Genomic DNA, 25,581 nt, shown 5'->3' with positions numbered 1-25,581 from the left:
GAGTACACGAGGTACTCCGGGGCGACGGTTTGCGCAACCAGGGGGTGCGCCGCCAGGGCGGACCGCACCCCCGGGGACGCGATTAGCGCTTGCTGTACTGCGGCGCCTTGCGGGCCTTCTTGAGACCGGCCTTCTTGCGCTCGACGGCGCGGGCGTCACGGGTCAGGAAGCCGGCCTTCTTGAGGGCGCCGCGGTTGTTGTCCACGTCGGCCTCGTTCAGGGCACGGGCGACGCCGAGGCGCAGCGCGTAGGCCTGGCCGGAGACGCCGCCACCGCTGATGCGGGCGACGACGTCGTAACGGCCGTCCAGCTCGAGGAGCTTGAAGGGCTCGTTCACGGTCTGCTGGTGCACCTTGTTCGGGAAGTAACCCTCGAGGGTGCGACCGTTGATCTTCCACTGGCCGGTGCCGGGGACGATGCGCACGCGGGCGATCGCCTCCTTGCGACGGCCGAGGCCGGCGCCCGGGGTGGCCTCGCCGAAGCGGCCGGCCAGGGACTCGGAGGTGTAGCTCTCCTCGGAGGTGTACTCGCCCTCGACGGCCTCAACGGCCTCGTCGAAGTCGACCTCAAGGGTTTCAGTGGTCTCGGCCACGATGTTCCTCAGCTCTTTTCAGTGTTGGGGGGCTTGGTGGCCGAATTACTGCGCGACCTGGGTGATCTCGAACGGCACCGGCTGCTGGGCAGCGTGGGGGTGCTGGTCGCCCGAGTAGACCTTCAGCTTCGAGAGCATCTGACGGCCCAGGCTGTTCTTGGGGATCATGCCCTTGATGGCCTTCTCGACGGCCTTCTCCGGGTTGTTCGCCAGCAGGTCGTCGTAGCGCACCGAGCGCAGACCGCCCGGGAAGCCCGAGTGGCGGTAGGCCAGCTTCTGGGTCTTCTTGTTACCGGACAGGTGCACCTTGTCGGCGTTGATGATGATGACGAAGTCACCAGTGTCAACGTGCGGCGCGTAGATCGCCTTGTGCTTGCCCCGGAGGAGGTTGGCGGCCTGGGAGGCCAGGCGGCCGAGCACGACGTCGGTCGCGTCGATGACGTGCCACTGACGCTGGACGTCGCCGGGCTTGGGGCTGTACGTACGCACGGTCGTAGCCTTCGCTTTTCAGTGAGTGAGTCCTGACAGGAGCACCCGGACGGAAGAGCAGCCTGATCACCCTTGGACGCAATTCAAGGGGGACCGCTGGTCGTCGACCTGATGTCTCCGGCGTACCGACCTCTCACGTGAGATAGAGCGAGCCAATACGCACATCAAGCGTCCAGGTTACCGGGCGGGCGGGAAGGGGTCAAAAATCGCCTCTCGCCCACCCGGCCGTCACTCAGCGTTCGCGCTCGACCCGGGTGACGTCCCAGACCGGCTCCGGCGCCTCATAGACCCTGCCGTCCGCCCCGAACACCAGGAAGCGGTCGAAGGTCTTGGCGAACCAGCGGTCGTGGGTGACGCACAGCACCGTGCCGTCGAAGGCCTCCAGCCCGGACTGCAGCGCCTCGGCGCTCTCCAGGTCCAGGTTGTCGGTCGGCTCGTCGAGCAACAGGGCCGTCACGCCGGAGAGTTCGAGCTTGAGGATCATCAGTCGGGCCTGCTGCCCGCCGGACAGCGACTCGAACTTCTGCTCCTCCTGGCGGTCCAGCTCGTACCGGCGCAGCGCGCCCATCGCGGCGCCGCGGCTGAGCGCGTGCTCCTCCTCGATGATCGAGCGCACGGTACGGCCGAACAGCTCCGGGTGGGCGTGGGTCTGCCGGAAGTGGCCGGGGACGACCCGGGCGCCGAGCTTCCAGTCGCCACTGTGGGCGACGGTGGTGTCCCCCGCGAGCAGCCGCAGCAGGTGCGACTTGCCGGCCCCGTTGGCGCCCAGCACCGCGACCCGCTCGCCGTAGAAGACCTCCAGGTCGAAGGGCTGCATCAGGCCGGTGAGCTCCAGCCGCTCCAGGGTGACGGCGCGCACACCGGTGCGCCCGCCCTTGAGCCGCATGGTGATGGTCTGCTCGCGCGGCGGCGCCTCCGGCGGGCCGGCGTCCTCGAACTTCTTGAGCCTGGTCTGGGCGGCCGAGTAGCGGGAGGCCATCTCGTGGCTGACGGCGGCGGCCTGGCGCAGGGTGACGACCAGCTTCTTGAGCTTGGCGTGCTCCTCGTCCCAGCGGCGGCGCAGTTCCTCGAAGCGCTCGAAGCGGGCCTTGCGGGCCTCGTGGAAGGTGTCGAAGCCGCCGCCGTGCACCCAGACGCTGCTGCCGGCGCCGCCGGACTCGACGCTGATGATCTTGTCGGCGGTGCGGGAGAGCAGCTCGCGGTCGTGCGAGATGAACAGGACGGTCTTCGAGGTGGCCCTGATGGCCTCCTCCAGCCAGCGCTTGGCCGGCACGTCCAGGTAGTTGTCCGGCTCGTCGAGGAGCAGCACCTCCTCCGGGCCGCGCAGCAGCGCCTCCAGCACCAGCCGCTTCTGCTCGCCGCCGGAGAGGGTGTTCAGGCCGCGCCACTGGGCCTTGTCGAAGGGCATCCCGAGGGCCGCCATGGTGCAGACGTCCCAGTCGGTCTCGTAGTCGTAGCCGCCGACGTCGGCCCAGTCGGAGAGCGCCTGGGCGTAGGCCATCTGCGTCTTCTCGTCGTCCTGGGCGATCATCGCCAGCTCGGCGGCGTCCACCGCGCGGGCGGCCGTGGCGATCCGCTCCGGGGCGACCGAGACCAGCAGGTCGCGCACCGAGGCGTCGGCCGGCAGGGCGCCCGGGGTGGCGCTCTGGTCCTCGCGGCCGGTGGTGCCGACGAACTGGCGCATCACGCCGAGCCCGCCGCTGATCGTCACCGTGCCGCCGTGCGGCTGGATGTCCCCCGCGATCATGCGCAGCAGGGTGGTCTTGCCGGCCCCGTTGGCCCCGACCAGCGCGACCGCGGCCCCCTCGCCGACCCGGAAGGACGCGTCGTCGAACAGCACCCGCCCGTCCGGCAGGTAGTACTCCAGGTGCGAAATCTCGACGTGTCCCATGGGAGCGATTGTCCCAAGCGGACGCCCCGGGCCAAAACGGATTACGCGGCCGCCGGCTGCCCGGGCAGGGTGCGCATCCGCCGCGCCTGCCGGTTCCGCTCGGCGAGCTGGTCGTCCGGCGGGTAGCCGACCTCCTCCAGCGTGAGCCCGTACGGCCGGATCACGTTGACGGCCGAGTTGCGCACCCCGCCGGCCAGCACCTCGCCGGGGAACTCCACCGGCCGGTGCCCGTCGCCGACCAGCAGCATCGCGCCGACCAGCGCCCGGACCATGTTGTGGCAGAAGGCGTCGGCCCGCACGGTGGCGACCGCGAGGCTGCCCTCCTGGCTCGCGTAGCTGTCCACCGGGACGCGGTCCCAGTGCAGCTCCAGCAGGGTCCGGATGGTGGTGGCGCCCTCGCGCTTCTTGCAGTACGCGGCGAAGTCGTGCTCGCCGAGCAGCAGCTTCGCGGCCTCGTTCATCTTCTCGACGTCCAGCGGCCGGTCGTGCCACAGCACGTGCCCGCGCAGCAGCGGGTCGACCCCGCCGGGGTGGTCGGCGACCCGGTAGGCGTAGCGGCGCCAGACGGCCGAGAAGCGGGCGTCGAACCCGGCCGGCGCCTCGCCGACCCGGTAGATCCGGACGTCCCCGGGCAGCCGGCCGGCCAGCCGGCGCAGCAGCTTCTCCCGGTGCGCCTCCCACAGCTCGGCCGGCAGGTCGACGTGGGCGACCTGGCCGCGGGCGTGGACGCCGGCGTCGGTACGGCCGGCCACGGTGAGCGGGAACAGCTCCGGGCTGCGGGTGACGATCTGCAGCGCGGTCTCGATCTCCTCCTGGACCGTCCGGCGGCCGCCCTTCTGGCGGGCCCAGCCGGAGAACTCGGCGCCCTGGTAGGCGAGGTCGAGCCGGACCCGGACGTGACCGTCGGCCGGCCCGTCCTTCACCGGCGGCTGCTCGGCGCAATCGTTGACCACTTGCTCCTGCTCCTACGAATAAGGAACGGGCCCGCTCCCCCATCGCTGGGAGAGCGGGCCCGCATCACACCTGGAGGTGTCAGGCCTGCTCGGTGGCCTCGGCCTCGTCGGCCTTGGCCTCGACCGCGGCGTCGGCCTCCTTGACGGCACGCTTGGTGGCGGCCTCGGCCTCGCCGACGGCGGTCTGCGCGACGGTCAGCGCCTCGACCAGCTCGATCACGGCCATCGGGGCGTTGTCGCCACGACGGGGACCGATCTTGGTGATGCGGGTGTAACCACCCGGGCGGTTCTCGTAGCGCGGCGCGATCTCGGTGAAGAGGGTGTGCAGCACCGAGACGTCGGTGATGGTCTTGCGCACCAGGCGACGGTTGTGGATGTCGCCCTTCTTCGCCTTGGTGATCAGCTTCTCCGCCAGCGGGCGCATCCGACGGGCCTTGGCCTCGGTCGTGGTGATGCGGCCGTACTGGAACAGCTCCCGGCACAGACCGGCGAGCAGCAGCGGCTCGTGGTGCGGGCCGCCGCCGAGGCGGGCACCCTTGGTGGGACGCGGCATGGTGACTCCTTGTATCTCCGAATACGGCCGTATCAGGTACCGCAGCGGGCGTACCGGCACTGTTGCCGGCACGACTTGCCATGACGACGGGGGCGGCTCCGTGGAACCGCCCCCGCGGCCAAATCTCTTAGTACTGCTCGGTCTCCGCGTAACCCGCGTCGTCCAGGTCGTCGGCGCCGAAGGCGTCGGCGGCGGCGGTCGGGTCGAACCCGGGCGGGCTGTCCTTGAGGGCCAGGCCCATGCCGGCCAGCTTCGCCTTGACCTCGTCGATCGACTTCGCGCCGAAGTTGCGGATGTCGAGCAGGTCGGCCTCGGAGCGGGCGACGAGCTCACCCACGGTGTGGATGCCCTCGCGCTTGAGGCAGTTGTACGACCGAACGGTGAGCTCCAGCTCCTCGATCGGCAGCGCCAGGTCGGCGGCCAGGGCGGCGTCCGTCGGGGACGGGCCCATGTCGATGCCCTCGGCGTCGATGTTCAGCTCGCGGGCGAGGCCGAACAGCTCCACCAGGGTCTTGCCGGCCGAGGCCATGGCGTCGCGCGGACGCATGGCGGGCTTGGTCTCGACGTCGACGATCAGCTTGTCGAAGTCGGTCCGCTGCTCGACACGGGTGGCCTCGACCTTGTAGGTGACCTTCAGCACGGGGCTGTAGATCGAGTCGACCGGGATGCGGCCGATCTCCTGGCCGGAGGCCTTGTTCTGGACGGCGGAGACGTAGCCGCGACCGCGCTCGACGGTCAGCTCCATCTCCAGCTTGCCCTTGCCGTTCAGCGTGGCGAGGACCAGCTCGGGGTTGTGCACCTCGACACCCGCCGGCGGGGCGATGTCGGCGGCGGTCACGACGCCCGGGCCCTGCTTGCGCAGGTACATCACGACCGGCTCGTCGTGCTCCGAGGAGACGACCAGCTGCTTGATGTTGAGGATGAGGTCGGTCACGTCCTCCTTGACGCCCGGCACGGTGGTGAACTCGTGCAGGACGCCGTCGATGCGGATGCTGGTGACAGCGGCACCCGGGATCGACGACAGGAGCGTGCGGCGCAGGGAGTTGCCGAGGGTGTAGCCGAAGCCCGGCTCCAGCGGCTCGATCACGAACCGCGAGCGGAACTCGTCGACGACCTCTTCGGTCAGCGAGGGGCGCTGAGCGATAAGCATGGGGGATGTTCCTCCAGTTGTCTTCGGCACCCACTATTTGATGCCGACAGGACCAAGCGTACGGGGTCCCCCGCAGAGCGACTAATCACCTGCGCGGGACCCCGTACGTGGCTTACAGCGTTACCACCGTGCCCGAAGGCGCTGCGTCAGACGCGGCGGCGCTTCGGCGGACGGCAGCCGTTGTGCGGGGTGGGGGTGACGTCCTGGATCGAGCCGACCTCCAGGCCGGTGGCCTGGAGCGAACGGATCGCGGTCTCGCGGCCGGAGCCCGGACCCTTCACGAAGACGTCAACCTTGCGCATGCCGTGCTCCTGCGCGCGACGGGCAGCGGCCTCGGCGGCCATCTGCGCGGCGAACGGGGTGGACTTGCGCGAGCCCTTGAAGCCGACGTGGCCGGCGGAGGCCCAGGAGATCACGTTGCCCGCGGGGTCGGTGATCGAAACGATGGTGTTGTTGAACGTGCTCTTGATGTGCGCGTGGCCGTGAGCGACGTTCTTCTTTTCCTTGCGGCGGATCTTCTTCGCGCCGGCAGCCTGACGACCCTTGGGGGGCATAAGTCTGTTCTCCTACTGAGGTGGTCGGTCCGCTGACCCGCGGGCCGGAGGGATGTCCGGTTACGGGACGGACTACTTCTTGCCCGGCTTCTTCTTGCCGGCGATCGCGCGACGCGGGCCCTTGCGGGTACGCGCGTTGGTGTGGGTGCGCTGGCCGCGGACCGGCAGGCCACGGCGGTGACGCAGACCCTCGTAGCAGCCGATCTCGACCTTGCGGCGGATGTCGGCGGCCACCTCACGGCGGAGGTCACCCTCGACCGTGTAGTTGGCGTCGATGTACTGGCTCAGCTTGACCAGGTCTTCCTCGGTGATGTCGCGAACGCGGACATCCGGGTTGACGCCGGTCTCGGCGAGGGTCTGCTGGGCGCGGGTACGGCCGATGCCGTACACGTACGTAAGGGCGATCTCGATCCGCTTCTCACGGGGGAGATCAACGCCGGCGAGGCGTGCCATTCAAGGCTCCTGTTGTTCTTCAGAGGTCTGACGAGCCACCTACTCCGACACCTCACGGTGAGGGAGCCCCGGCCTCTGACCGGGGGCGGCAGTCCGTCCCGCGGGGGACGGATCGGGTGACCCGCGTATGACGTTTTCGCGTCGCGCGAAGTACTACGAGAAATGCGGGAGGGAGATCAGCCCTGGCGCTGCTTGTGGCGCAGGTTGTCGCAGATCACCATGACCCGGCCGTGACGGCGGATCACCTTGCACTTGTCGCAGATCTTCTTGACGCTCGGCTTGACCTTCATGTTCAGGTTCTCCGGGTCTAGATCTGACGTTCTTACTTGTAGCGGTAGACGATCCGGCCGCGCGTGAGGTCGTAGGGGCTGAGCTCCACGACGACCCGGTCGTCCGGCAGGATGCGGATGTAGTGCATGCGCATCTTGCCACTGATGTGCGCGAGGACCTTGTGACCGTTCTGCAGCTCGACCTTGAACATCGCGTTCGGAAGAGACTCGATCACGGTGCCCTCGATCTCAATGGCGCCTTGCTTCTTAGCCATGAACTGCGAGATCCACCTTCCGGGACCGGCTACCGTATGCGGAACGCTCGTGCGAACCTGGGTTCACCCCGCCCCCGAGGGGAAGAGGGCGTGCTGAAGCACGCTACGAGTGAGCCGACGGTCCATCCTACGCCAGCGCGTCCCGCGGGCCAAAACGGGGGTACCGGAAGGAGTCCGCCGTCACACCGGCCCCGTCAGGCCCCGGCGGAGAAGGTCAGCGGCTCGACGTGGGCGGTGCAGGCCGAGCAGCGGCGGGCGGCCTCGGGTATCTCGGTCAGGCACTCGGGGCAGGGGCGCTTCGCGGGCTTCGGCTTCTTCGGCAGGTAACGCTCGGTGGCCTTGGTGATCGGCAGCACGACGCAGAAGTACAGCACCGCGGCGGTCATCAGGAACGCGATCAGCACGTTCAGGAACTGGCCGTACGGGAACTTCACCCCGCCGATCTCCGCCGTGTACGAGCTGAAGTCGCCGGCCGCACCGACCACCACGCCGACCAGCGGGGTGAGGAAGGCGGACACGAAGCCGGTCACCACCGCGGTGAACGCGGCACCGATGACCACACCGACCGCCATGTCGACGACGTTGCCGCGCATCATGAAGTCGCGGAATCCCTTGAGCACTGCGCTCTCCTGCTCGCTCGTAAGCCATTGGGCCAGAAACTGCCACTGCCAGCCGTTAAAAATAGGACAAAAGCCCTGGAGGTCCAAACCTCCAGGGCTCTGATCCCTTGTCAGCAGCGGCAGTTGACCGCCCGGCCGCTACGCCAGCGGGTCCGGAGCTGCGGTGATGCCCAGCTTGGCGAGCTCGGCCTTGCCTCCGTCGAAGGCGGTCAGCACCAGCGGGCCCTCCTCGGTGACGGCCACCGAGTGCTCCCAGTGCGCGGCCCAGGTGCCGTCGTTGGTGACGACCGTCCAGTCGTCCTCCAGCACCGCGGTGTGCGGGGTGCCCAGCGAGACCATCGGCTCGATCGCCAGCACGGTGCCCGGGACCAGCTTCGGGCCCTTGCCGCGGCCGCGCTCGACGTAGTTCAGCACGTGCGGCTCCATGTGCATCGCGGTGCCGATGCCGTGGCCGCCGTAGCCCTCGGTGATGCCCCACTTGCCCTTGGGCGGCAGCGGCTGGCGCCGGATGTAGCCCTCGATCGCCTTGGAGACGTCCACCAGGCGGTTGTTCTTCTTCATCTGGGCGATGCCGGCCCACATCGAGCCCTCGGTCACCCGGCTGAGCATCTCGACCTCGGGGCGGACCTCGCCGACGGCGACCGTGATCGCCGAGTCGCCGTGCCAGCCGTCCAGGATGGCGCCGCAGTCGATCGAGATGATGTCGCCCTCCTGCAGCACCCGCTCGCCCGGGATGCCGTGCACGACCTCGTTGTTCACCGAGGCGCAGATCACGCCCGGGAACCACAGGCCGCCGTGGTGGGCCCGGAAGTTCGAGGTGGCGCCGTGGTCGGTGATGACCTTGTCGGCGATGTCGTTGAGCTCCTGGGTGGTCACCCCGGGAGCGACCGCCTCGCGACAGGCCTTGAGCGCCTCGGCGACGACCAGCCCGGCCGCCCGCATCTTCGCGATCTGCTCGGGGGTCTTGATCTCCACCATCAGGTCACGCCTTCCAAGTCCGGATTACCACTGCCTACCACCGTACGACGTCGAAAACGGCCGGGCCGCCCGCTCCACGGGCGACCCGGCCGTCACACGTACCTCGCTGAGGGACCTCAGCCGTTCTGCTTCAACGCCTCGATCGCGCGCTGGGTGACCTCGTCCACCTTGCCGAGGGCCGAGATCGTCGCCACCAGGCCCTGCTGGACGTAGTAGTCGATGATCGGCTCGGTCTCCGTGTGGTAGACCTCCAGGCGCGTGCGCACCTTCTCCTCGGTGTCGTCCGAGCGCTGGTACAGCTCGCCGCCGCACTCGTCGCAGACGCCCTCGACCTTCGGCGGGTTGTAGTCCACGTGGAACACGTGGCCCCCGTCGTTGCGGCACAGGCGGCGGCCGGCGATCCGGCGGACGACCTCGTCCTCGGGGACCTCCAGGTCCAGCACGCCGTCCAGCTTGATGCCCTGCTCGGTGAGGAACTCGTCGAGCGCCTTGGCCTGGCCCAGGTTGCGGGGGAAGCCGTCGAGCAGGAAGCCGTTGGCCGCGTCGGCCTGCAGCATGCGGTCCTTGGCCATCCCGATGGTGACCTCATCCGGCACCAGGCGACCCGCGTCCATGTAGCTCTTGGCCTCGAGCCCCAGCGGGGTGCCCTGGCCGATGTTGGCGCGGAACAGGTCTCCGGTGGAGATGTGGGGGATGGACAGGGTCTTGGCGAGCAGGTGCGCCTGAGTACCCTTCCCGGCCCCGGGAGGACCAACGAGGACGATACGCATCAGCGGAGGAACCCTTCGTAATTGCGCTGCTGGAGCTGGCTCTCGATCTGCTTCACAGTTTCGAGTCCGACGCCGACGACGATGAGCACGCTGGTGCCGCCGAACGGGAAGTTGGTCTGCTGTCCGAAGGCGACCAGGGCGATCATCGGGATCAACGCGATCAGGCCCAGGTAGAGCGAACCCGGCCACGTGATTCGGGTCAGCACGTAGTTCAGGTACTCGGCCGTCGGGCGGCCGGCCCGGATGCCCGGGATGAAGCCACCATACTTCTTCATATTGTCGGCAACTTCTTCGGGGTTGAAGGAGATGGCGACGTAGAAGAAGGCGAAGAAGACGATCAGCAGGAAGTAGGTGGCCATGTAGATCGGGTGGTCACCCTTGACGAAGTTCTGCTTGATCCACGCCGCCCAGCCCGACTGGCTGTTGGTCAGCTGGACCACCAGCGCCGGGATGTACAGCAGCGACGAGGCGAAGATGACCGGGATGACACCGGCCTGGTTCACCTTGAGCGGGATGTAGGTCGAGGTGCCGCCGAAGGCCCGGCGGCCGATCATCCGCTTCGCGTACTGGACCGGGATCCGGCGCTGCGCCTGCTCGACGAAGATGACCAGCATCACAACGATGATGCCGACCGCGACCACGGAGAGGAACTCGACCCAGCCGCCGCCGATGGTGCCCGACTGCTTGATGGCCCACATCGAGGTCGGGAACTGCGCGGCGATCGAGGTGAAGATCAGCAGCGACATGCCGTTGCCGATGCCGCGGTCCGTGATCAGCTCGCCCAGCCACATGATGACCGTGGTGCCGGCCGTCATCGTGAGCACCATGACGGCGATCCGGAACACCGAGGTGTCCGGCACGATCTGGTTGGCCACCGGGCAGCCGGAGAACAGCGCACCGCTGGAGGCCGTCGCGACGATGCCGGTGCCCTGGAGCACGGCGAGCGCGATGGTCAGGTAGCGGGTGTACTGGGTGATCTTCGCGGTGCCGGCCTGCCCCTCCTTCTTCAACGCCTCCAGTCGCGGGATCACGACGGTGAGGAGCTGGAGGATGATGCTCGCGGTGATGTACGGCATGATGCCGAGCGCGAAGATCGTCAGCTGGAGGAGCGCGCCACCGCTGAACAGGTTGACGAGTCCGAAGAGTCCGGTCTTGCTGGTCTGAGTCACACAGACGTTGACGGCCTTGAAGTCAACGCCCGGAATCGGAATGTGCGAGCCCAGCCGGAACAGCACCATGATGCCCAGCGTGAACAGCAGCTTCTTGCGCAGGTCGGGCGTCTGGAACGCCCGCGCGAACGCACTGAGCACGGTGCCTCCTGCGCCTCCCGCACGTCGTCGGCGGGAGGGTCGGTCCTGGTGGCCGGTCTGGCCCTGGGTGGTTTGCCACTTCAACATGCCGAGCCGACACGTCGACCCGACGGACTCTAACAGCATGTGGCCACTTCCCAGTAGCAGAGCAGCCCTCCGATAGACCCGCCCAGGCGGCTCCGGAGAGGGGTCGATGCCCGCCTCGGCCGTTCAGGCGGACGATTTGCCCACCCTTGCCACTCACGCCCCAGCAGTCACAATGCGATGGCATACCGATACATAGGGTAGCGGTCGCGGCAATCCGGACCATGCGCACGCATTCCGAAATCTCTGACCAAAGAACTAATTAAAGCGATCGACGAGGGATGCATGCCTATTGATTGAGTTTCTCCAAAATGCACATGAGCACCCTCTTTAAATCCCTTGCCGGAGCACGTCAAGGCCGCTAGAGTTCATTTCGTTCGCAAATCTTTCAGCGGACCAGTGGGGTGCTGATCAGTTGCTTGAGTCAGCTCCTTTGGCACATTCTCGCAGGTCAGAACCGGGAGGGGATCGAAGTGGACACGAAGCGGACGATGAAGTTGGGAATGAGTATTGCGGCAACTGCAATGCTGCTTCTCGGTACGGCGACCACTGCCTCGGCAGTCGAAACCGGCTCCGTCACCTGGCAAAGCGTCAAGCAGGGCGGCCAGTGCCTCACCTGGGATGTCAACTACATCAACGACATCCCGAACTGGGTGGGACTCGACGGCTGCGGCTCCCACCGCGGCTGGATCACCTGGAACGACAACGATCTCGGGAACGGATACTGGCAGGAGAAGGCCAACGGCAGGAACGCCTGTCTCGACAGCAACGACCACGGCGACGGCAGCGGCAGTGTCTACATCGGCAACTGCACCAACAACAACGCGTACCAGCAGTGGTCCGAGCAGCACTTCAACAACGGATGGCGACTGGTCAACCACGCCACCGGCCTCTGCCTCGACTCCAACAACCCCGGCCAGCCGCTCTACACGTACGTGTGCACCGATGGCAACCCGTACCAGCTCTGGAGCTGAGCCGAACACTGACACCAGCCCGGTCGACTAGTCCGGGCCGCTCCACGGCCGCGCACTGATGCCTGTGGCCTCTGCCGAGTAATGGCAGAGGCCACAGGCATCAAACATTTGGCCATGCCCATGAAGATCCGAACCAGGACTTCCGTCGGTACCGGCTGATTTCGGCCCCGGAGTGAAAGCCGGGGTAAAAGCACGAGCCCCGCACCTCCCGAAGGAGGTGCGGGGCTCGAAGCCGGTTGTCGGCGGGTTCAGCGGGCTCAGACGAGCTCGGTGACCGTACCGCCGGCGGCCTTGATCTTCTCGGCGGCCGAGCCGGAGACGGCGTCGACCGTCACCTGCAGCGCAACCGAGACCTCGCCGGTGCCGAGCACCTTGACGAGGGAGTTCTTGCGAACCGCGCCCTTCGCGACCAGGTCCTCGACCGTGACCTCGCCACCCTGCGGGTAGAGCTCGGCCAGCTTGTCGAGGTTGACGACCTGGAACGTGATCTTGAACGGGTTCTTGAAGCCCTTCAGCTTCGGCAGGCGCATGTGGAGCGGCATCTGGCCACCCTCGAAGCGCTGCGGAACCTGGTAGCGGGCCTTGGTGCCCTTGGTACCACGACCGGCGGTCTTACCCTTGGAGCCCTCACCACGACCCACACGGATCTTGTCGGTCTTGGCACCCGGGGCGGGACGCAGGTTGTGGATCTTGATCGGGTTGTCGCCCATGATCAGTCCACCTCCTCAACCGTCACCAGGTGACGGACCGTGTGGGCCATCCCGCGGATCTCGGGACGGTCCTCCTTGACCACCACGTCGTGCATGCGCTTGAGACCAAGCGAACGCAGGGTGTCACGGTGGTTCTGCTTGCTGCCGATGTACGACTTGGTCTGCGTGATCTTCAGGCGAGCCATCAGGCGCTCACCCCAGCAGCACGAGCCCGCAGCAGGGCGGCGGGGGCCACGTCCTCCAGCGGCAGGCCACGGCGCGCGGCGATCTCCTCGGGGCGAACGAGGCCCTTCAGAGCAGCCACGGTGGCGTGCACGATGTTGATCGCGTTGTCCGAGCCGAGCGACTTCGACAGGATGTCGTGGATGCCGGCGCACTCCAGGACGGCGCGCACCGGACCACCGGCGATAACACCGGTACCGGGGGCGGCGGGCTTGAGCAGCACGACGCCGGCGGCCTTCTCACCCTGGATGGGGTGCGGGATGGTGCCCTGGATACGGGGGACCTTGAAGAAGTTCTTCTTGGCCTCCTCGACACCCTTCGCGATGGCGGCCGGAACCTCCTTCGCCTTGCCGTAACCGACACCCACGGTGCCCTCGCCATCGCCCACCACGACGAGCGCGGTGAAGCTGAAGCGACGGCCACCCTTGACAACCTTGGCGACACGGTTGATCGCGACGACGCGCTCGACGTAAGCGGTCTTCTCGACGGCCTGGGCGTTGCCCTGACCGTCACGCTTACGGTCGCGCCGCTCGCCACCCGTGCCGCGACCGGCGCCGCCTTCGCGGCGCTGGGGTCCAGCCATTGGAATTACCTCTCTCGTTTACGTCCGTCGACAGAGTCGACGAGCGGCTTAGAAGTCGAGCCCGGCCTCGCGGGCCGCGTCCGCCAGGGCGGCGATGCGGCCGGCGTACCGGTTGCCCGCGCGGTCGAAGACGACCGACTCGATGCCGGCGGCCTTGGCGCGCTCGGCGACCAGGCTCCCGACCTTCTTGGCCAGCTCGGTCTTGTCGCCCTCGGCGCCCTTGATGGACACGTCGAGGGTGGACGCCGACGCCAGGGTGTGACCCTTGGCGTCGTCGATGACCTGGGCGACCATGTGACGGTTCGAGCGCGTCACGACGAGGCGCGGACGCACCTCGGTGCCGACGACGCGCTTGCGAACGCGGATCGCGCGGCGCTTGCGAGCGGCGCTCTTGTAGGCGTTGCCCTTGCCGATCTTGACAGAGACACTCATCGCTTACTTACCACTCTTTCCGACCTTGCGGCGGATGACCTCGCCCGCGTACTTGACACCCTTGGCCTTGTACGGGTCCGGCTTGCGCAGCTTGCGGATGTTCGCGGCGATCTCGCCGACCTTCTGCTTGTCGATGCCGTCCACGTGGAACTTGGTGGCCGACTCGACGACGAAGGAGATGCCCTCCGGCGCGGTGATCAGGATCGGGTGGCTGTAGCCCAGCGCGAACTCCATGTCGGAGCCCTTCGCCGTGACTCGGTAGCCGACACCGCTGATCTCCAGCGACTTGCGGTAGCCCGCGGTCACGCCGGTGATCATGTTCGCCACCAGCGTGCGGGTCAGGCCGTGCAGGGCCTTCGAGCGACGCTCGTCGTTCGGGCGGGTGACGAGCACGGTGCCGTCCTCACCCTTGCCGATCTCGATCGGCTCAGCGACGACGTGGGTGAGGGAGCCCTTGGGGCCCTTCACCGAGACCGTCTGGCCATCGATGGTGACGTCCACGCCAGCGGGGACCTGGATGGGCAGCCGTCCAATGCGCGACATTGCTGTACCTCCGTTTCCCGAATTACCAGACGTAGGCGAGAACTTCTCCGCCTACGCCCTTCTTGGCGGCCTGCTTGTCGGTCAGGAGGCCGGAGGACGTGGAGATGATCGCCACGCCCAGGCCGCCGAGAACCTTCGGCAGGTTGGTGGACTTTGCGTAAACGCGCAGACCCGGCTTGCTGATGCGCTTGATGCCGGCGATGGAGCGCTCACGGTTGGGGCCGAACTTGAGCTCGATGGTCAGCTTCTTGCCGACCTCGCCCTCGACGGGCTCCTCAACCTTGTAGGAGGAGATGTACCCCTCCTGCTGCAGGATCTGGGCGACGTGCGCCTTGATCTTGCTGGCCGGCATCGCCACGGTGTCGTGGTACGCCGAGTTCGCGTTACGCAGACGCGTGAGCATGTCTGCGATGGGGTCGGTCATGGTCATGATGGCCTCAGGCCTCTCTCGCCGTGGTTTCTCCGCACCAGGTCCCCCCGCCGCACTCGGAACGAGTGCGTCAGGGGCACAAGCGCAGGGGACCTACGACGTAGTAAGACTGGGTGCGAGCCCTTCCAGAAAGGGCCACGGACATCCATGGGGAAGCCGCGGCAGGGGGCCCGACCCCACAACCTTACGGGAATCCGTACGGGAGCCCAAAACGGGCCGATGTGGGGTCGGGCACCTCTGCGTCGCTGGCGGTACCTGAAACTCCGGGGTTACCAGGAGCTCTTGGTCACGCCCGGCAGCTCGCCGCGGTGCGCCATCTCACGGAGGCAGACACGGCACAGGCCGAACTTGCGGTACACCGAGTGCGGACGGCCGCAGCGCTGGCACCGGGTGTAGGCCCGGACGCCGAACTTCGGCTTACGCTCGGACTTCGCGATGAGGGACTTCTTCGCCATTGGCTCACGCCTCCTTGAACGGGAAGCCCAGAGCGCGCAGGAGCGCCCGGCCCTCGTCGTCGGTCTGAGCGGTGGTCACGACGGTGATGTCCATACCGCGCTGACGGTCGACCTTGTCCTGGTCGATCTCGTGGAACATAACCTGCTCGGTCAGACCGAACGTGTAGTTGCCACGGCCGTCGAACTGCTTCGGGGAGAGACCACGGAAGTCACGGATTCGCGGCAGGGCCAGCGAAACCAGACGGTCCAGGAACTCCCACATGCGGTCACCACGGAGGGTGACGTGGGTGCCGATCGGCTGGCCCTCGCGCAGCTTGAACTGCGCGATGGACTTGCGAGCCTTGGTCACGGCCGGCTTCTGACCGGTGATCGCGGTCAGGTCGCGGATCGCGCCCTCGATCAGCTTGCTGTCACGGGCGGCCTCGCCGACACCCATGTTGACCACGACCTTGACCAGGCCGGGGATCAGCATGACGTTCTCGTACGAGAACTGCTCCTGCAGCTGGCCCTTGATCTCGGAGTTGTAACGCTCCTTGAGGCGGGGGGCCACCTTCTCAACAGTCGTCTCAGACATCAGATGTCCTCACCGGTCCGCTTGGCAACGCGGATCTTGTTGCCCTGGTCGTCGAAGCGGTAACCGACGCGGGTGACGACCTTCTTGCCGTCCTTCTCCACGACCAGCTGGACGTTGGAGACGTGCACCGGGGCCTCGACGGTCACGATGCCACCCTGGGTACCCGGACCCGGCTTGGTGTGCTTCTTGACCCGGTTGACACCCTCGACCAGGACCTTGTTCTCAGCCGGCATGGCCTGGATGACCTTGCCCTGCTTGCCCTTGTCCTTGCCGGTGATGACCTGGACCAGGTCACCCTTCTTGATCTTCATGCTGTTCGCCATGGGTTAGAGCACCTCCGGCGCCAGCGAGATGATCTTCATGAACTTCTTGTCGCGCAGCTCGCGGCCGACCGGGCCGAAGATACGGGTGCCACGGGGGTCACCATCGGTGTTCTTCAGCACGACAGCGGCGTTCTCGTCGAAGCGGATGTACGAGCCATCCGGACGGCGGCGCTCCTTGACGGTGCGGACGACGACGCACTTGACGACGTCACCCTTCTTCACCGAACCACCGGGGATCGCGTCCTTGACGGTCGCGACGATGACGTCCCCGATGCCGGCGTAGCGGCGACCGGAGCCACCGAGAACACGGATGCAAAGGATCTCCTTGGCACCAGTGTTGTCGGCAACACGCAGTCGCGACTCCTGCTGGATCACAGCTTTCTCCTGATCGTCAACGAGAGTCGACGGGCCGGCCGCTGCTCACACCGGCGTCCCAGCGGGACCCTGTGCACATACGGCCGTACCTCATCGGCTTCGTTACTTGGCCTTCTCGAGGATCTCGACGACGCGCCAGCGCTTGGACGCGGACAGCGGGCGGGTCTCCGCGAGGAGGACCCGGTCGCCGACACCGCAAGCGTTCTGCTCGTCGTGCGCCTTCAGCTTGTTCGTACGGCGGATGACCTTGCCGTACAGAGCGTGCTTGACGCGGTCCTCGACGGCGACGACGACGGTCTTGTCCATCTTGTCGCTGACGACGAGACCCTCACGGGTCTTGCGGAAACCGCGCGTCTCGTTGGTGTTCTCAGTCATCAGGCGTTCTCCACCGTCTCGATGCCCAGCTCGCGCTCGCGCATCAGGGTGTAGATCCGCGCGATGTCCTTACGGACGAGCTTGAGCCGTCCGTGGTTGTCGAGCTGCCCGGTCGCCGCCTGGAAGCGGAGGTTGAACAGCTCCTCCTTGGCCTCGCGCAGCTTGGCAACGAGACCCTCGTTGTCCAGCGAGCGAAGCTCAGCAGCCTTGGTAGCGGCCGACATCAGCTCTCACCGTCCTCGCGCCGGACGATCCGGCACTTCATCGGCAGCTTGTGCGCGGCGCGGGTGAGCGCCTCGCGAGCAACCTTCTCGTTCGGGTACGACAGCTCGAACATGACCCGACCCGGGTGCACGTTCGCGATCCACCACTCCGGCGAACCCTTACCGGAACCCATGCGGGTCTCGGCCGGCTTCTTGGTGAGCGGGCGGTCCGGGTAGATGTTGATCCAGACCTTGCCGCCACGACGGATGTGACGGGTGATCGCGATACGAGCGGACTCGATCTGACGGTTCGTCACGTAGGCCGGGGTCACGGCCTGGATGCCGAACTGGCCGAACGCCAGCTCGGTGCCACCCTTGGCAGCGCCGCGACGCTTGGGGTGGTGCTGCTTGCGGTGCTTGACCCGACGGGGGATCAGCATTGGGGTCAGGCCTCCGTTCCGGTGTTCTCAGCAGCCGGAGCCTCGACGGCCGCGGCCGCGGGGGCCTCGGCAGCGGCGGGACGACGGCCACGGCCACCGCGCTCGCCACCACGGCGCTCGCCACCGCGGGCGGGACGACCACCCTCGGGACGGGCCGGGCGGTTGCCCGAGCGGGCAGCGGCGTTCTCAGCGCGGACCTCGGCGATGTTCTTGACGTCGCCCTTGTAGATCCAGACCTTCACGCCGATGCGGCCGAAGGTGGTCTTGGCCTCGAAGAAGCCGTAGTCGACGTTCGCACGCAGGGTGTGCAGCGGCACGCGACCCTCGCGGTAGAACTCCGAACGGCTCATCTCGGCGCCGCCGAGACGACCGGAGCACTGGACCTTGATGCCCTTGGCGCCGGACTTCATGGTGCCCTGCATCGACTTGCGCATGGCACGACGGAAGGAGACGCGGGAGGACAGCTGCTCCGCGACGCCCTGAGCCACGAGCTGGGCGTCCAGCTCGGGGTTCTTGACCTCGAGGATGTTCAGCTGGACCTGCTTGCCGGTCAGCTTCTCGAGGTCGCCGCGGATGCGGTCGGCCTCGGTGCCACGGCGACCGATGACGATGCCGGGGCGGGCGGTGTGGATGTCGACGCGGACGCGGTCGCGGGTGCGCTCGATCTCAACCTTCGAGATGCCGGCGCGCTCCATGCCCTTCGTCATCATGCGACGAATGGCGACGTCTTCCTTGACGTAGTCCTTGTACAGCTTGTCGGCGTACCAGCGGGACTTGAAGTCCGTGCTGATGCCGAGGCGGAACCCGTGCGGGTTAACCTTCTGGCCCATTACCGGGTCCCTTCCTTGCTGCTGACGACCACGGTGATGTGGCTGGTCCGCTTGCGGATCCGGTAGGCGCGGCCCTGGGCACGCGGACGGAACCGCTTCAGGGTCGGGCCCTCGTCAACGTACGCCTCGGAGATGTAGAGGTCGTCCACGTTGGAGTGGTTGTAGTTGTGCGCGGCGTTGGCAATGGCGCTGTCGAGCACCTTGCCGACCGGCACGGTGGCTGCCTGCGGAGCGAAACGCAGGACGGCCTGGGCCTCCGTGGCATTCATGCCACGGATGAGGTCCACCACGCGGCGGGCCTTCATGGGCGTCACGCGGATGTACCGCGCCTGTGCCCTGGCTTCCATGGTTGTCCCCTTAATGGAGTAAGTCATTGAGTCTTTTTGGCGCGCAAGCTCAGCCCGTGGCCGGAGGCCACTGATGGGCTCTCTAGCGACGCTTCGACTTCCGGTCTTCCTTCACGTGGCCACGGAAGGTGCGGGTCGGAGCGAACTCGCCGAGCTTGTGGCCGACCATCGACTCGGTGACGAACACCGGGACGTGCTTACGGCCATCGTGAACCGCGATCGTGTGGCCGAGCATGCTCGGGGAGATCACGGAACGACGGGACCAGGTCTTGATGACGTTCTGAGTACCCGCCTCGTTCTGAGCGTCCACCTTCTTGATGAGGTGGCCGTCGATGAAGGGGCCCTTCTTAAGACTGCGCGGCATCTGACCTGCTCCTAGCGCTTCTTGTTGGTCTTGCGGCGGCGCACGATGAGCTTGTCCGACGCCTTGTTCGGGCGACGGGTGCGGCCCTCGGGCTTACCCCACGGCGAGACCGGGTGGCGACCACCGGAGGTCTTACCCTCACCACCACCGTGCGGGTGGTCGATCGGGTTCATGGCCACACCACGCACGGTCGGGCGGACGCCCTTCCAGCGCATACGGCCGGCCTTGCCCCAGTTGATGTTCGACTGCTCGGCGTTGCCGACCTCGCCGACGGTGGCGCGGCAGCGCGCGTCCACCAGGCGGATCTCACCGGAGGGCATGCGCAGGTGCGCCATCTTGCCCTCACGCGCCAGCAGCTGGATGCCGGAACCGGCGGAGCGGGCCAGCTTGGCACCGCCACCGGGACGCAGCTCCACCGCGTGGATGGTGGTACCGACCGGGATGTTGCGCAGCGGCAGGTTGTTGCCCGGCTTGATGTCGGCGCCAGCGCCGTTCTCGATCCGGTCGCCCTGCGTGATGCCGCGCGGCGCGATGATGTAGCGCTTCTCGCCGTCCGCGTAGTGCAGGAGCGCGATGCGCGCGGTGCGGTTCGGGTCGTACTCGATGTGCGCGACCTTGGCCGGCACGCCGTCCTTGTCGTGACGACGGAAGTCGATCACGCGGTAGGCGCGCTTGTGACCGCCACCCTGGTGGCGAGCGGTGACACGACCGGCGTTGTTGCGGCCGCCCTTGCTGTGCAGCGGGCGAACCAGCGACTTCTCCGGGGTGGACCGCGTGATTTCTACGAAGTCGGCCACGCTGGAGCCACGACGGCCCGGCGTAGTCGGCTTGTACTTGCGGATGCCCATTTGGCTCTCTCGTCCTCGTCCTAATCGACGATCACGATCTCCTGTTTCAGGAGACCGGACCACCGAAGATGTCGATGCGGTTGCCCTCGGCCAGCGTCACGATGGCGCGCTTGGTGTCCTTGCGCTTGCCAAAGCCCGTCTTGGAGCGCTTGCGCTTGCCCTGACGGTTGATCGTGTTGACAGCCTCGACCTTGACCGAGAAGACCGCCTCGACGGCCTGCTTGATCTGGGTCTTGTTGGCGCCCGGCGACACGATGAACGTGTACTTGTTCTCGTCGAGGAGCGAGTAGCTCTTCTCCGAGATGACCGGCTTCACCAGGACGTCACGGGGGTCCGTGAACGTCTTGCTCGTAACGTCGCTCATCAGGCGGCGCTCCCTTCGAGCTCGCCCTCAGCGGCAACGGCCTTGGCGGACGCGGCCGGACCGGCCACGAAACGCTCGAAGGCGGCCTGGGTGAAGACCACATCGTCGGAGACGAGCACGTCGTAGGTGTTCAGCTGACCGGCGTCCAGGATGTGCACGTTCGGCAGGTTGCGAGCGGACTTGAGGCCCAGCTCGTCCGAGCGCTCGACGACCAGGAGGACGTTCTTGCGGTCGGTGATCTTGCCGAACAGGCCCTTGGCGGCCTTGGTCGACGGCGCCTCGGTCGCGGTCACGTCGGTGATGACGTGGATGCGGTTGTGGCGGGCCCGGTCGGTGAGCGCACCGCGCAGGGCGGCGGCGATCATCTTCTTCGGGGTCCGCTGCGAGTAGTCGCGCGGCACGGGACCGTGCACGACGCCACCGCCGGCGAACTGCGGCGCACGGGTCGAGCCCTGACGGGCGCGGCCGGTGCCCTTCTGGCGGTACGGCTTCTTGCCGCCACCGCGGACCTCGCCACGAGTCTTGGTCTTGTGGGTGCCCTGACGGGCCGCAGCGAGCTGCGCCACGACGACCTGGTGCATCAGCGGAACGCTGACCTTCGCGTCGAAGATCTCGGCCGGAAGCTCGAGGCTGCCGGTCTTGTCGCCAGCCGGCGACAGGATGTCAATGGTGCTCATTTCCTCACAGCCCCTTCGCCGCGGTGCGGACGAGGACGAGGCCGCCGTTCGGGCCCGGGACGGCGCCCTTGATGAGCAGCAGACCCTTCTCCGCGTCGACCGCGTGCACGGTCAGGTTCTGGGTGGTCACACGCTCGTGGCCCATCCGACCAGCCATGCGCAGGCCCTTGAACACACGGCCCGGGGTGGCGCAGCCACCGATGGAACCGGGCGAACGGTGCTTGCGCTGGGTGCCGTGACCGGCGCCGAGACCCTTGAAGTTGTGACGCTTCATGACACCGGCGAAGCCCTTGCCCTTGGAGGTGCCGGTCACGTCGACCTTGACACCCGCCTCGAACAGCTCCGCGGTGATCTCCTGGCCCAGGGTGTACTCGGACGCGTCCGAGGTACGGATCTCGACCAGGTGGCGGCGCGGGGTGACACCGGCCTTGGCGAAGTGGCCCGCGAGGGGCTTGTTCACCTTGCGGGGGTCGATCTCGCCGAAGCCGAGCTGCACGGCGCTGTAGCCGGCCGGGCTGTCGGCGGTGTGGACCTGGGTCACGACATTGGGCCCAGCCTTGACGACGGTCACCGGGACGACCCGGTTGTTCTCGTCCCAGACCTGGGTCATGCCGAGCTTCTCGCCCAGGATGCCCTTAATCTGCTTAGCCATCTTCGGTGCGCCTCTCAGAGCTTGATCTCGATGTCGACGCCAGCCGGCAGGTCGAGACGCATGAGCGAGTCAACCGTCTTCGGCGTGGGGTCGAGGATGTCGATCAGACGCTTGTGAGTACGCATCTCGAAGTGCTCGCGCGAGTCCTTGTACTTGTGCGGCGAGCGGATGACGCAGTACACGTTCTTCTCAGTGGGCAGCGGCACCGGGCCTGCGACCTGCGCACCAGTACGGATCACCGTCTCGACGATCTTCTTCGCCGAGGAGTCGATGACCTCGTGGTCGTAGGCCTTGAGCCGGATGCGGATCTTCTGTCCCGCCATGGCTACTCAGTAGTCCTTTGTCCTTAGTCACTGCACGACCCTCCTCCGACCCCCGCGCTCGGGCGTGTCGCTCTCGCGCTTGTAAAAAACCGGCGAAGTACTTCGTCGGTTTCAAACTTTCGGGGTGAGGGGTAGCCGGGTCGAGGCCCCGCACACGCTTCCCGGAAGATTCCCGTACTTTCGCCCCGCAGCTGCCGTGGCGTAGAACTCACGCTTGACGGCCATCACGGGAACGACGAGTACATGGGACTCGCTTCCGGTCCTCCCGGCGGGAGGCGCGCAGCATCGGCACTCAACCGAGCAACTTGGACATACTGCCACATGGAGCAGCCCGGATGCCAATCGGGGCCGGTGAGGCGTACCTCACCGGCCCCGATGGGGTGGAACCGCAGCTCAGCCCTTGCGCCAGAGCACCCAGCCGCGGTCGATGTTGTACTTCGCGACGTGCCAGCCCGGGAGCGGCTTGTGCCAGCTGGACTCCGGCTTGGTGCCCGGGTCCTTGGAGACCGTCAGCAGAATCGCGTTGGCCGACTCCGGCGGGGTGTTGCCGTTCTTCACGTTGCTGGTCCAGACCCGGCCCCAGTAGACCTCGAAGGCCAGCGACATCCGGCTGCCCCACTCGAGGTCCCAGTCCAGCACCACGTTGTCGCCCTTGCCCAGGCCGGCCTCCTTGGCCAGGCCGACGGCCTCGTACTTGCGGAACTTGGAGTGCGACTCGGCGATGTTGTTGGTGACGGTGACCGTCGCGTAGGCGGCGAAGACCGCCAGGCAGGCCACCACGGCCGCGACGATCCGGCGACCGCCGGCCACCCGCAGCAGCAGGCAGGCCGCGAGCACGGCGAGCGCACCGAAGGTCGTACGGCCCATGTGCAGGCCGTCGTAGGTCGAGGCGAGGAACTGGGCGTCCGGCACCGTCCACGGGATGATCCAGACGCCGAGCTTGCGGCCGGCGTACTCGGTGACGGCGAACCCGGTGATCCCGACGACCACCGTGCCGAGCGCGGCCAGCTGCAGCAGCCGGCGCTTCCCGGCCCGGAACAGCACGGCCAGGCCGACCACCATGAACACCGGCACCAGCACGGCGCAGTACCGGGCGTACACCCAGTTGTCGACGCGCTCGTTGTCCGCCAGGCCCGCGGCGGAGGCCAGCGCGGTGCCGCACAGCAGGGCGACCATGCAGAAGGACGCCACCCGCTCGGCCACCGGGGACCGGCGGTGGAACACCGCCACCAGGCACAGCACGAAGGCGACCGCGCCGAGGCCGTAGGAGGACGTGAAGAAGTACCAGAGCTCGCCGAGGGTGCGGACGATGATCGTGCCGGTGTACTTGCGGTCCTCGAGGTTCTCGAAGACCTTGTTGCCGACGCCCGCCCCCGGCACGTCCTTGAACTGGGCCGTGACGAAGCCGTCCAGCAGCTTGGCGCCCAGGTAGGCCACCGCGAGCGCGCCGAGCCCGGCCAGCGAGGTGAGCCGCGGCGCCCAGCCGAGGGCGAGCACCACCAGCAGGGCCAGCGCGGTCAGCGCCACGACCACGCCGCCGCGGTCGTGGGTGGCCATCGAGTAGCCGGCGGCCAGGCTCATCGCGGCCGCGTACAGCGCGCGGCGGCGGGCCGATCCGGGCGAGAGCCAGCCGTGCATCGAGATCAGCCAGATCAGCAGGAGCACCGGGAGGACGGTGTCCGTCATCACGAACTGGGAGTAGAAGATCACCGGCGGCACCAGCGCGACGGCGGAGCCGGCCAGGAAGGCCTGCGGCCGGGACAGCCCGAGGCGGCGGGCCGCCGCGAAGGCCAGCGGGAAGACCAGCGCGTTGAGCACCGCGTTGATCACCATGATCAGGTGGTACGCGGTGTTCGGGTTGTCGGCTATCCGCAGGGCCGGCGAGATCAGCAGCGAGTAGCCGCCGGGGATGATCACGCCGGTGGGCATCTCGGAGGCGGGCTTGCCGGCCAGCACCCGCGCGATCGCGAGGTAGCCGTCCTCGTCCGCGTGCACCGACGGGTAGTAGTTGTGGATCGAGAGCGACAGCCGGAACCCCGTCTGCGCGAGGTAGCCGACCAGTACGGCCACCGGCCAGAACCAGCGGTGGGCGGCGAGGGCCCGGAGCCGCACGAGCGCGGCCGGCGGAGCCGCCGGCCCGGCGGTCCCGTTCCCGTCACCGCCCTCCTTCAATGTCCGCCCGTCGGTCGCATGGGCAGAATCGATCAGCGGCTGCACCGGGACACTTCCCTCGTTGTTGGAACCAGCACTTGTCATGTCTTTTTCACAGGTGCCCGCGAGTCGCCCACACGCACCCCCAGTCGTTGGATCGCACGGGAAGTCTGCCACGCGGCCCGGTGTGGAGTCATCGTGATCATCCGATGGACCAGGTGCGTACGAGTCGCCGTCGCCCGGCCGACCCGCGTCCGCGGAACGGCCGCCGGCCCGCTGCCCTACCCTCCGGACAACGCGGAACCGACGGCCCGACGTTCAGCCCCGCCCCGTCGCGGAACGGGTCAGCTGCTGCGGACGGCCCGGCCGACCATGGCGCCGGCGTGGGCGAAGTCACCCGCGCCGAGACGCCCGGCGGCGACCATCAGGGCGTGCAGCCGGGAGGAGAGGTGCAGGTCGGCCGAGCGGGCCGCGGCGTTCCAGCCCTTGGCGCGCAGCTCCTTGGCGATCAGCCCGTAGTACTGCAGCTCCTCGTCGAAGCGCTTGCCGTCCTTGACCCGGTTCGAGGAGTCGCTGGCCTGGTGGCGGCGGTAGCGGAACACCTCGCGCTCGTCGACCAGCAGGTTGCCGCCCTCCATCAGCATGTCGACCATGAACGCCAGATCGTGCACGGCGTCGATGTCCGGGCGGTACGGGATCTTCGACAGCGCGGACTGCCGGTACAGCAGCGACGGGGTGTACAGCCAGTTCCCGGACAGCAGGCTCTTCACCGCGTCCTCGCCGCTGATCAGGCCGGCCTTGCGGGCCGGGGCGGCGATCCGGCGCTTGACCTTGTCACCGATGCCGAGCGCCGGCACCAGGTTCCCGTCGCTGTCCATCACCTTGACGCCCGGCTGGACCGCGATCGCCTTCGGGTCGGCCTTCATCCGCTCCAGGACGACGTCCAGGTAGTTCGGCTCCAGCAGGTCGTCGGCGCCCATCATCGAGACGAACTCGCGCTCGGCCAGGGTCGACGCCTTGTAGGTGTTGCCGTTGGGGCCCAGCCGCTCCTCGTTGCGGACGTAGCGGATCCGCTCGTCGTTCAGGCCCTCGATGTACTCCAGCGCCCGGTTGCCCGGGTACTGGTCGTCCACCACGGTCAGCCGCCAGTCCTGCTGGTGCTGCGCCCTGATGCTGTCGATGGTGGCGAACAGGTACTCCGGGTCTCCGTAGTACGGGATGACGAAATCGACGCTCATGGCGGCGCCGCACCTCCTGGTCCTGGATCACGCTTCGGTGCCGCCCGGCCGCGGCCGCCGGGCGGGTCAAGTCAACCAGCTTTTTCGAACGACCGCGTCGGCCGGGGTCGGCAGTGGGGGGGGGGGGGGGGGGGGGGGGGGGGGGGGGGGGGGGGGGGGGGGGGGGGGGGGGGGGGGGGGGGGGGGGGGGGGGGGGGGGGGGGGGGG

The 25,581-nt window shown here is 67.6% G+C and carries 38 protein-coding genes; 1 reads left to right on the top strand and 37 read right to left on the bottom strand.

Annotated elements, in window-relative coordinates:
• Positions 1-82: 82 nt before the first annotated feature.
• The 14 genes from rpsI to secY form a co-directional block, all read right to left on the bottom strand.
• Positions 83-592: a 30S ribosomal protein S9 gene (rpsI, locus tag ACZ4W5_RS17675; RefSeq protein WP_229928575.1), complete on the bottom strand. Its 510-nt coding sequence runs from the start codon at positions 590-592 to the stop codon at positions 83-85.
• A 45-nt stretch (positions 593-637) separates the two neighbouring features.
• Positions 638-1,081, bottom strand: coding sequence for a 50S ribosomal protein L13 (gene rplM, locus ACZ4W5_RS17670; RefSeq protein ID WP_030055846.1), 444 nt, complete (start codon positions 1,079-1,081; stop codon positions 638-640).
• Between the two features lie 232 nt (positions 1,082-1,313).
• Entirely contained in the window at positions 1,314-2,972 is a 1,659-nt protein-coding gene (locus ACZ4W5_RS17665; RefSeq protein WP_465655330.1) for an ABC-F family ATP-binding cassette domain-containing protein, read from the bottom strand.
• A gap of 41 nt (positions 2,973-3,013) precedes the next feature.
• Positions 3,014-3,925, bottom strand: a complete 912-nt coding sequence (gene truA, locus ACZ4W5_RS17660) for a tRNA pseudouridine(38-40) synthase TruA (protein ID WP_465655328.1) — start codon at positions 3,923-3,925, stop codon at positions 3,014-3,016.
• Between the two features lie 79 nt (positions 3,926-4,004).
• Positions 4,005-4,478 carry a 50S ribosomal protein L17 gene (rplQ, locus tag ACZ4W5_RS17655; protein WP_360226279.1) on the bottom strand — a complete coding sequence of 158 codons (474 nt, stop codon included), beginning with the start codon at positions 4,476-4,478 and terminating at the stop codon, positions 4,005-4,007.
• Between the two features lie 127 nt (positions 4,479-4,605).
• The gene (locus ACZ4W5_RS17650; RefSeq protein WP_030055844.1) at positions 4,606-5,628 is read right to left on the bottom strand and encodes a DNA-directed RNA polymerase subunit alpha; all 1,023 of its coding nucleotides are present in this window, start codon (positions 5,626-5,628) and stop codon (positions 4,606-4,608) included.
• Positions 5,629-5,774: 146 nt separating this feature from the next.
• The gene (rpsK, locus tag ACZ4W5_RS17645; protein WP_030232513.1) at positions 5,775-6,182 is read right to left on the bottom strand and encodes a 30S ribosomal protein S11; all 408 of its coding nucleotides are present in this window, start codon (positions 6,180-6,182) and stop codon (positions 5,775-5,777) included.
• A gap of 72 nt (positions 6,183-6,254) precedes the next feature.
• A complete protein-coding gene (gene rpsM, locus ACZ4W5_RS17640) occupies positions 6,255-6,635 on the bottom strand; it encodes a 30S ribosomal protein S13 (protein WP_030259703.1) in 381 nt (126 codons plus the stop codon).
• Positions 6,636-6,811: 176 nt separating this feature from the next.
• Positions 6,812-6,925 (bottom strand): 50S ribosomal protein L36, encoded by a 114-nt coding sequence (gene rpmJ, locus ACZ4W5_RS17635; RefSeq protein ID WP_003956441.1) that lies wholly within the window; start codon positions 6,923-6,925, stop codon positions 6,812-6,814.
• A gap of 32 nt (positions 6,926-6,957) precedes the next feature.
• Complete coding sequence (infA, locus tag ACZ4W5_RS17630) at positions 6,958-7,179, bottom strand: translation initiation factor IF-1 (RefSeq protein ID WP_003956442.1); 222 nt, start codon at positions 7,177-7,179, stop codon at positions 6,958-6,960.
• 194 nt (positions 7,180-7,373) lie between these two features.
• A complete protein-coding gene (gene mscL, locus ACZ4W5_RS17625) occupies positions 7,374-7,799 on the bottom strand; it encodes a large conductance mechanosensitive channel protein MscL (RefSeq protein WP_465655325.1) in 426 nt (141 codons plus the stop codon).
• 138 nt (positions 7,800-7,937) lie between these two features.
• A complete protein-coding gene (gene map, locus ACZ4W5_RS17620) occupies positions 7,938-8,777 on the bottom strand; it encodes a type I methionyl aminopeptidase (protein WP_465655323.1) in 840 nt (279 codons plus the stop codon).
• A gap of 116 nt (positions 8,778-8,893) precedes the next feature.
• A complete protein-coding gene (locus ACZ4W5_RS17615; RefSeq protein WP_360226270.1) occupies positions 8,894-9,547 on the bottom strand; it encodes an adenylate kinase in 654 nt (217 codons plus the stop codon).
• The gene (gene secY / locus ACZ4W5_RS17610) at positions 9,547-10,857 is read right to left on the bottom strand and encodes a preprotein translocase subunit SecY (RefSeq protein ID WP_402482379.1); all 1,311 of its coding nucleotides are present in this window, start codon (positions 10,855-10,857) and stop codon (positions 9,547-9,549) included. The genes ACZ4W5_RS17615 and secY overlap by 1 nt, the downstream gene beginning before the upstream one ends.
• A gap of 608 nt (positions 10,858-11,465) precedes the next feature.
• Between secY and ACZ4W5_RS17605 the strand changes: the two genes are divergently transcribed.
• The gene (locus tag ACZ4W5_RS17605; RefSeq protein WP_402482377.1) at positions 11,466-11,915 is read left to right on the top strand and encodes a ricin-type beta-trefoil lectin domain protein; all 450 of its coding nucleotides are present in this window, start codon (positions 11,466-11,468) and stop codon (positions 11,913-11,915) included.
• Positions 11,916-12,172: 257 nt separating this feature from the next.
• Here ACZ4W5_RS17605 and rplO read toward each other — a convergent pair whose 3' ends face one another.
• The 23 genes from rplO to ACZ4W5_RS17490 all read right to left on the bottom strand — a co-directional run bounded on the left by rplO (position 12,173) and on the right by ACZ4W5_RS17490 (position 25,374).
• Entirely contained in the window at positions 12,173-12,625 is a 453-nt protein-coding gene (rplO, locus tag ACZ4W5_RS17600; protein ID WP_030280790.1) for a 50S ribosomal protein L15, read from the bottom strand.
• Positions 12,626-12,627: 2 nt separating this feature from the next.
• Positions 12,628-12,810, bottom strand: a complete 183-nt coding sequence (gene rpmD / locus ACZ4W5_RS17595) for a 50S ribosomal protein L30 (RefSeq protein WP_030055835.1) — start codon at positions 12,808-12,810, stop codon at positions 12,628-12,630.
• Positions 12,810-13,430, bottom strand: a complete 621-nt coding sequence (rpsE, locus tag ACZ4W5_RS17590) for a 30S ribosomal protein S5 (RefSeq protein ID WP_350503564.1) — start codon at positions 13,428-13,430, stop codon at positions 12,810-12,812. Before rpsE ends, rpmD begins: the two co-directional genes overlap by 1 nt.
• 48 nt (positions 13,431-13,478) lie before the next feature.
• Positions 13,479-13,862: a 50S ribosomal protein L18 gene (gene rplR / locus ACZ4W5_RS17585; RefSeq protein ID WP_030280785.1), complete on the bottom strand. Its 384-nt coding sequence runs from the start codon at positions 13,860-13,862 to the stop codon at positions 13,479-13,481.
• Positions 13,863-13,865: 3 nt separating this feature from the next.
• Positions 13,866-14,405: a 50S ribosomal protein L6 gene (rplF, locus tag ACZ4W5_RS17580; protein WP_360226263.1), complete on the bottom strand. Its 540-nt coding sequence runs from the start codon at positions 14,403-14,405 to the stop codon at positions 13,866-13,868.
• Positions 14,406-14,427: 22 nt separating this feature from the next.
• On the bottom strand, positions 14,428-14,835 hold the full coding sequence (rpsH, locus tag ACZ4W5_RS17575; RefSeq protein WP_030232489.1) for a 30S ribosomal protein S8: 408 nt from the start codon (positions 14,833-14,835) through the stop codon (positions 14,428-14,430).
• Positions 14,836-15,104: 269 nt separating this feature from the next.
• The gene (locus ACZ4W5_RS17570; protein ID WP_030055830.1) at positions 15,105-15,290 is read right to left on the bottom strand and encodes a type Z 30S ribosomal protein S14; all 186 of its coding nucleotides are present in this window, start codon (positions 15,288-15,290) and stop codon (positions 15,105-15,107) included.
• A 4-nt stretch (positions 15,291-15,294) separates the two neighbouring features.
• Positions 15,295-15,864, bottom strand: coding sequence for a 50S ribosomal protein L5 (gene rplE / locus ACZ4W5_RS17565; RefSeq protein ID WP_030280779.1), 570 nt, complete (start codon positions 15,862-15,864; stop codon positions 15,295-15,297).
• Positions 15,864-16,175 (bottom strand): 50S ribosomal protein L24, encoded by a 312-nt coding sequence (gene rplX / locus ACZ4W5_RS17560; RefSeq protein WP_030263484.1) that lies wholly within the window; start codon positions 16,173-16,175, stop codon positions 15,864-15,866. Before rplX ends, rplE begins: the two co-directional genes overlap by 1 nt.
• Before the next feature lie 15 nt (positions 16,176-16,190).
• The gene (gene rplN, locus ACZ4W5_RS17555; RefSeq protein WP_030300391.1) at positions 16,191-16,562 is read right to left on the bottom strand and encodes a 50S ribosomal protein L14; all 372 of its coding nucleotides are present in this window, start codon (positions 16,560-16,562) and stop codon (positions 16,191-16,193) included.
• 102 nt (positions 16,563-16,664) lie between these two features.
• On the bottom strand, positions 16,665-16,937 hold the full coding sequence (rpsQ, locus tag ACZ4W5_RS17550) for a 30S ribosomal protein S17 (RefSeq protein ID WP_153460991.1): 273 nt from the start codon (positions 16,935-16,937) through the stop codon (positions 16,665-16,667).
• Complete coding sequence (gene rpmC / locus ACZ4W5_RS17545) at positions 16,937-17,161, bottom strand: 50S ribosomal protein L29 (RefSeq protein WP_030232478.1); 225 nt, start codon at positions 17,159-17,161, stop codon at positions 16,937-16,939. The genes rpsQ and rpmC overlap by 1 nt, the downstream gene beginning before the upstream one ends.
• Positions 17,161-17,580: a 50S ribosomal protein L16 gene (rplP, locus tag ACZ4W5_RS17540; RefSeq protein ID WP_030232476.1), complete on the bottom strand. Its 420-nt coding sequence runs from the start codon at positions 17,578-17,580 to the stop codon at positions 17,161-17,163. The genes rpmC and rplP overlap by 1 nt, the downstream gene beginning before the upstream one ends.
• Positions 17,581-17,585: 5 nt before the next feature.
• On the bottom strand, positions 17,586-18,410 hold the full coding sequence (gene rpsC / locus ACZ4W5_RS17535) for a 30S ribosomal protein S3 (protein ID WP_030280775.1): 825 nt from the start codon (positions 18,408-18,410) through the stop codon (positions 17,586-17,588).
• Positions 18,410-18,757, bottom strand: a complete 348-nt coding sequence (gene rplV / locus ACZ4W5_RS17530; RefSeq protein WP_030280773.1) for a 50S ribosomal protein L22 — start codon at positions 18,755-18,757, stop codon at positions 18,410-18,412. The genes rpsC and rplV overlap by 1 nt, the downstream gene beginning before the upstream one ends.
• 82 nt (positions 18,758-18,839) lie before the next feature.
• Positions 18,840-19,121 carry a 30S ribosomal protein S19 gene (rpsS, locus tag ACZ4W5_RS17525; RefSeq protein ID WP_030280772.1) on the bottom strand — a complete coding sequence of 94 codons (282 nt, stop codon included), beginning with the start codon at positions 19,119-19,121 and terminating at the stop codon, positions 18,840-18,842.
• A gap of 11 nt (positions 19,122-19,132) precedes the next feature.
• On the bottom strand, positions 19,133-19,969 hold the full coding sequence (gene rplB / locus ACZ4W5_RS17520) for a 50S ribosomal protein L2 (protein WP_207810337.1): 837 nt from the start codon (positions 19,967-19,969) through the stop codon (positions 19,133-19,135).
• Positions 19,970-20,015: 46 nt separating this feature from the next.
• On the bottom strand, positions 20,016-20,333 hold the full coding sequence (gene rplW / locus ACZ4W5_RS17515; protein WP_030280768.1) for a 50S ribosomal protein L23: 318 nt from the start codon (positions 20,331-20,333) through the stop codon (positions 20,016-20,018).
• Positions 20,333-21,010, bottom strand: coding sequence for a 50S ribosomal protein L4 (gene rplD, locus ACZ4W5_RS17510; RefSeq protein ID WP_360226259.1), 678 nt, complete (start codon positions 21,008-21,010; stop codon positions 20,333-20,335). The genes rplW and rplD overlap by 1 nt, the downstream gene beginning before the upstream one ends.
• Positions 21,011-21,014: 4 nt before the next feature.
• Positions 21,015-21,662, bottom strand: coding sequence for a 50S ribosomal protein L3 (rplC, locus tag ACZ4W5_RS17505; RefSeq protein ID WP_207810335.1), 648 nt, complete (start codon positions 21,660-21,662; stop codon positions 21,015-21,017).
• A gap of 14 nt (positions 21,663-21,676) precedes the next feature.
• Complete coding sequence (gene rpsJ, locus ACZ4W5_RS17500; protein ID WP_012785157.1) at positions 21,677-21,985, bottom strand: 30S ribosomal protein S10; 309 nt, start codon at positions 21,983-21,985, stop codon at positions 21,677-21,679.
• A gap of 393 nt (positions 21,986-22,378) precedes the next feature.
• On the bottom strand, positions 22,379-24,202 hold the full coding sequence (locus ACZ4W5_RS17495) for a hypothetical protein (protein ID WP_465655320.1): 1,824 nt from the start codon (positions 24,200-24,202) through the stop codon (positions 22,379-22,381).
• A 278-nt stretch (positions 24,203-24,480) separates the two neighbouring features.
• Positions 24,481-25,374, bottom strand: coding sequence for a glycosyltransferase family 2 protein (locus ACZ4W5_RS17490; protein WP_360226253.1), 894 nt, complete (start codon positions 25,372-25,374; stop codon positions 24,481-24,483).
• Positions 25,375-25,581 lie beyond the last annotated feature (207 nt).

The organism is Kitasatospora sp. NPDC029367 (assembly GCF_055569135.1).
This window is presented reverse-complemented; position numbering and strand designations above follow the sequence as displayed.

What these genes read in the sequence shown, in the direction of transcription:
- ACZ4W5_RS17665 (WP_465655330.1), bottom strand. Translation starts at nt 2,972, where the DNA reads ATGGGACACGTCGAGATTTCGCACCTGGAGTACTACCTGCCGGACGGG.
- rplQ (WP_360226279.1), bottom strand. Translation starts at nt 4,478, where the DNA reads ATGCCGCGTCCCACCAAGGGTGCCCGCCTCGGCGGCGGCCCGCACCAC.
- ACZ4W5_RS17650 (WP_030055844.1), bottom strand. Translation starts at nt 5,628, where the DNA reads ATGCTTATCGCTCAGCGCCCCTCGCTGACCGAAGAGGTCGTCGACGAG.
- rpsK (WP_030232513.1), bottom strand. Translation starts at nt 6,182, where the DNA reads ATGCCCCCCAAGGGTCGTCAGGCTGCCGGCGCGAAGAAGATCCGCCGC.
- rpsM (WP_030259703.1), bottom strand. Translation starts at nt 6,635, where the DNA reads ATGGCACGCCTCGCCGGCGTTGATCTCCCCCGTGAGAAGCGGATCGAG.
- rpmJ (WP_003956441.1), bottom strand. Translation starts at nt 6,925, where the DNA reads ATGAAGGTCAAGCCGAGCGTCAAGAAGATCTGCGACAAGTGCAAGGTG.
- infA (WP_003956442.1), bottom strand. Translation starts at nt 7,179, where the DNA reads ATGGCTAAGAAGCAAGGCGCCATTGAGATCGAGGGCACCGTGATCGAG.
- map (WP_465655323.1), bottom strand. Translation starts at nt 8,777, where the DNA reads ATGGTGGAGATCAAGACCCCCGAGCAGATCGCGAAGATGCGGGCGGCC.
- ACZ4W5_RS17615 (WP_360226270.1), bottom strand. Translation starts at nt 9,547, where the DNA reads ATGCGTATCGTCCTCGTTGGTCCTCCCGGGGCCGGGAAGGGTACTCAG.
- ACZ4W5_RS17605 (WP_402482377.1), top strand. Translation starts at nt 11,466, where the DNA reads ATGCTGCTTCTCGGTACGGCGACCACTGCCTCGGCAGTCGAAACCGGC.
- rplO (WP_030280790.1), bottom strand. Translation starts at nt 12,625, where the DNA reads ATGGGCGACAACCCGATCAAGATCCACAACCTGCGTCCCGCCCCGGGT.
- rpmD (WP_030055835.1), bottom strand. Translation starts at nt 12,810, where the DNA reads ATGGCTCGCCTGAAGATCACGCAGACCAAGTCGTACATCGGCAGCAAG.
- rpsE (WP_350503564.1), bottom strand. Translation starts at nt 13,430, where the DNA reads ATGGCTGGACCCCAGCGCCGCGAAGGCGGCGCCGGTCGCGGCACGGGT.
- rplR (WP_030280785.1), bottom strand. Translation starts at nt 13,862, where the DNA reads ATGAGTGTCTCTGTCAAGATCGGCAAGGGCAACGCCTACAAGAGCGCC.
- rplF (WP_360226263.1), bottom strand. Translation starts at nt 14,405, where the DNA reads ATGTCGCGCATTGGACGGCTGCCCATCCAGGTCCCCGCTGGCGTGGAC.
- rpsH (WP_030232489.1), bottom strand. Translation starts at nt 14,835, where the DNA reads ATGACCATGACCGACCCCATCGCAGACATGCTCACGCGTCTGCGTAAC.
- ACZ4W5_RS17570 (WP_030055830.1), bottom strand. Translation starts at nt 15,290, where the DNA reads ATGGCGAAGAAGTCCCTCATCGCGAAGTCCGAGCGTAAGCCGAAGTTC.
- rplE (WP_030280779.1), bottom strand. Translation starts at nt 15,864, where the DNA reads ATGTCTGAGACGACTGTTGAGAAGGTGGCCCCCCGCCTCAAGGAGCGT.
- rplX (WP_030263484.1), bottom strand. Translation starts at nt 16,175, where the DNA reads ATGAAGATCAAGAAGGGTGACCTGGTCCAGGTCATCACCGGCAAGGAC.
- rpsQ (WP_153460991.1), bottom strand. Translation starts at nt 16,937, where the DNA reads ATGACTGAGAACACCAACGAGACGCGCGGTTTCCGCAAGACCCGTGAG.
- rpmC (WP_030232478.1), bottom strand. Translation starts at nt 17,161, where the DNA reads ATGTCGGCCGCTACCAAGGCTGCTGAGCTTCGCTCGCTGGACAACGAG.
- rplP (WP_030232476.1), bottom strand. Translation starts at nt 17,580, where the DNA reads ATGCTGATCCCCCGTCGGGTCAAGCACCGCAAGCAGCACCACCCCAAG.
- rpsC (WP_030280775.1), bottom strand. Translation starts at nt 18,410, where the DNA reads ATGGGCCAGAAGGTTAACCCGCACGGGTTCCGCCTCGGCATCAGCACG.
- rplV (WP_030280773.1), bottom strand. Translation starts at nt 18,757, where the DNA reads ATGGAAGCCAGGGCACAGGCGCGGTACATCCGCGTGACGCCCATGAAG.
- rpsS (WP_030280772.1), bottom strand. Translation starts at nt 19,121, where the DNA reads ATGCCGCGCAGTCTTAAGAAGGGCCCCTTCATCGACGGCCACCTCATC.
- rplB (WP_207810337.1), bottom strand. Translation starts at nt 19,969, where the DNA reads ATGGGCATCCGCAAGTACAAGCCGACTACGCCGGGCCGTCGTGGCTCC.
- rplW (WP_030280768.1), bottom strand. Translation starts at nt 20,333, where the DNA reads ATGAGCGACGTTACGAGCAAGACGTTCACGGACCCCCGTGACGTCCTG.
- rplD (WP_360226259.1), bottom strand. Translation starts at nt 21,010, where the DNA reads ATGAGCACCATTGACATCCTGTCGCCGGCTGGCGACAAGACCGGCAGC.
- rplC (WP_207810335.1), bottom strand. Translation starts at nt 21,662, where the DNA reads ATGGCTAAGCAGATTAAGGGCATCCTGGGCGAGAAGCTCGGCATGACC.
- rpsJ (WP_012785157.1), bottom strand. Translation starts at nt 21,985, where the DNA reads ATGGCGGGACAGAAGATCCGCATCCGGCTCAAGGCCTACGACCACGAG.
- ACZ4W5_RS17490 (WP_360226253.1), bottom strand. Translation starts at nt 25,374, where the DNA reads ATGAGCGTCGATTTCGTCATCCCGTACTACGGAGACCCGGAGTACCTG.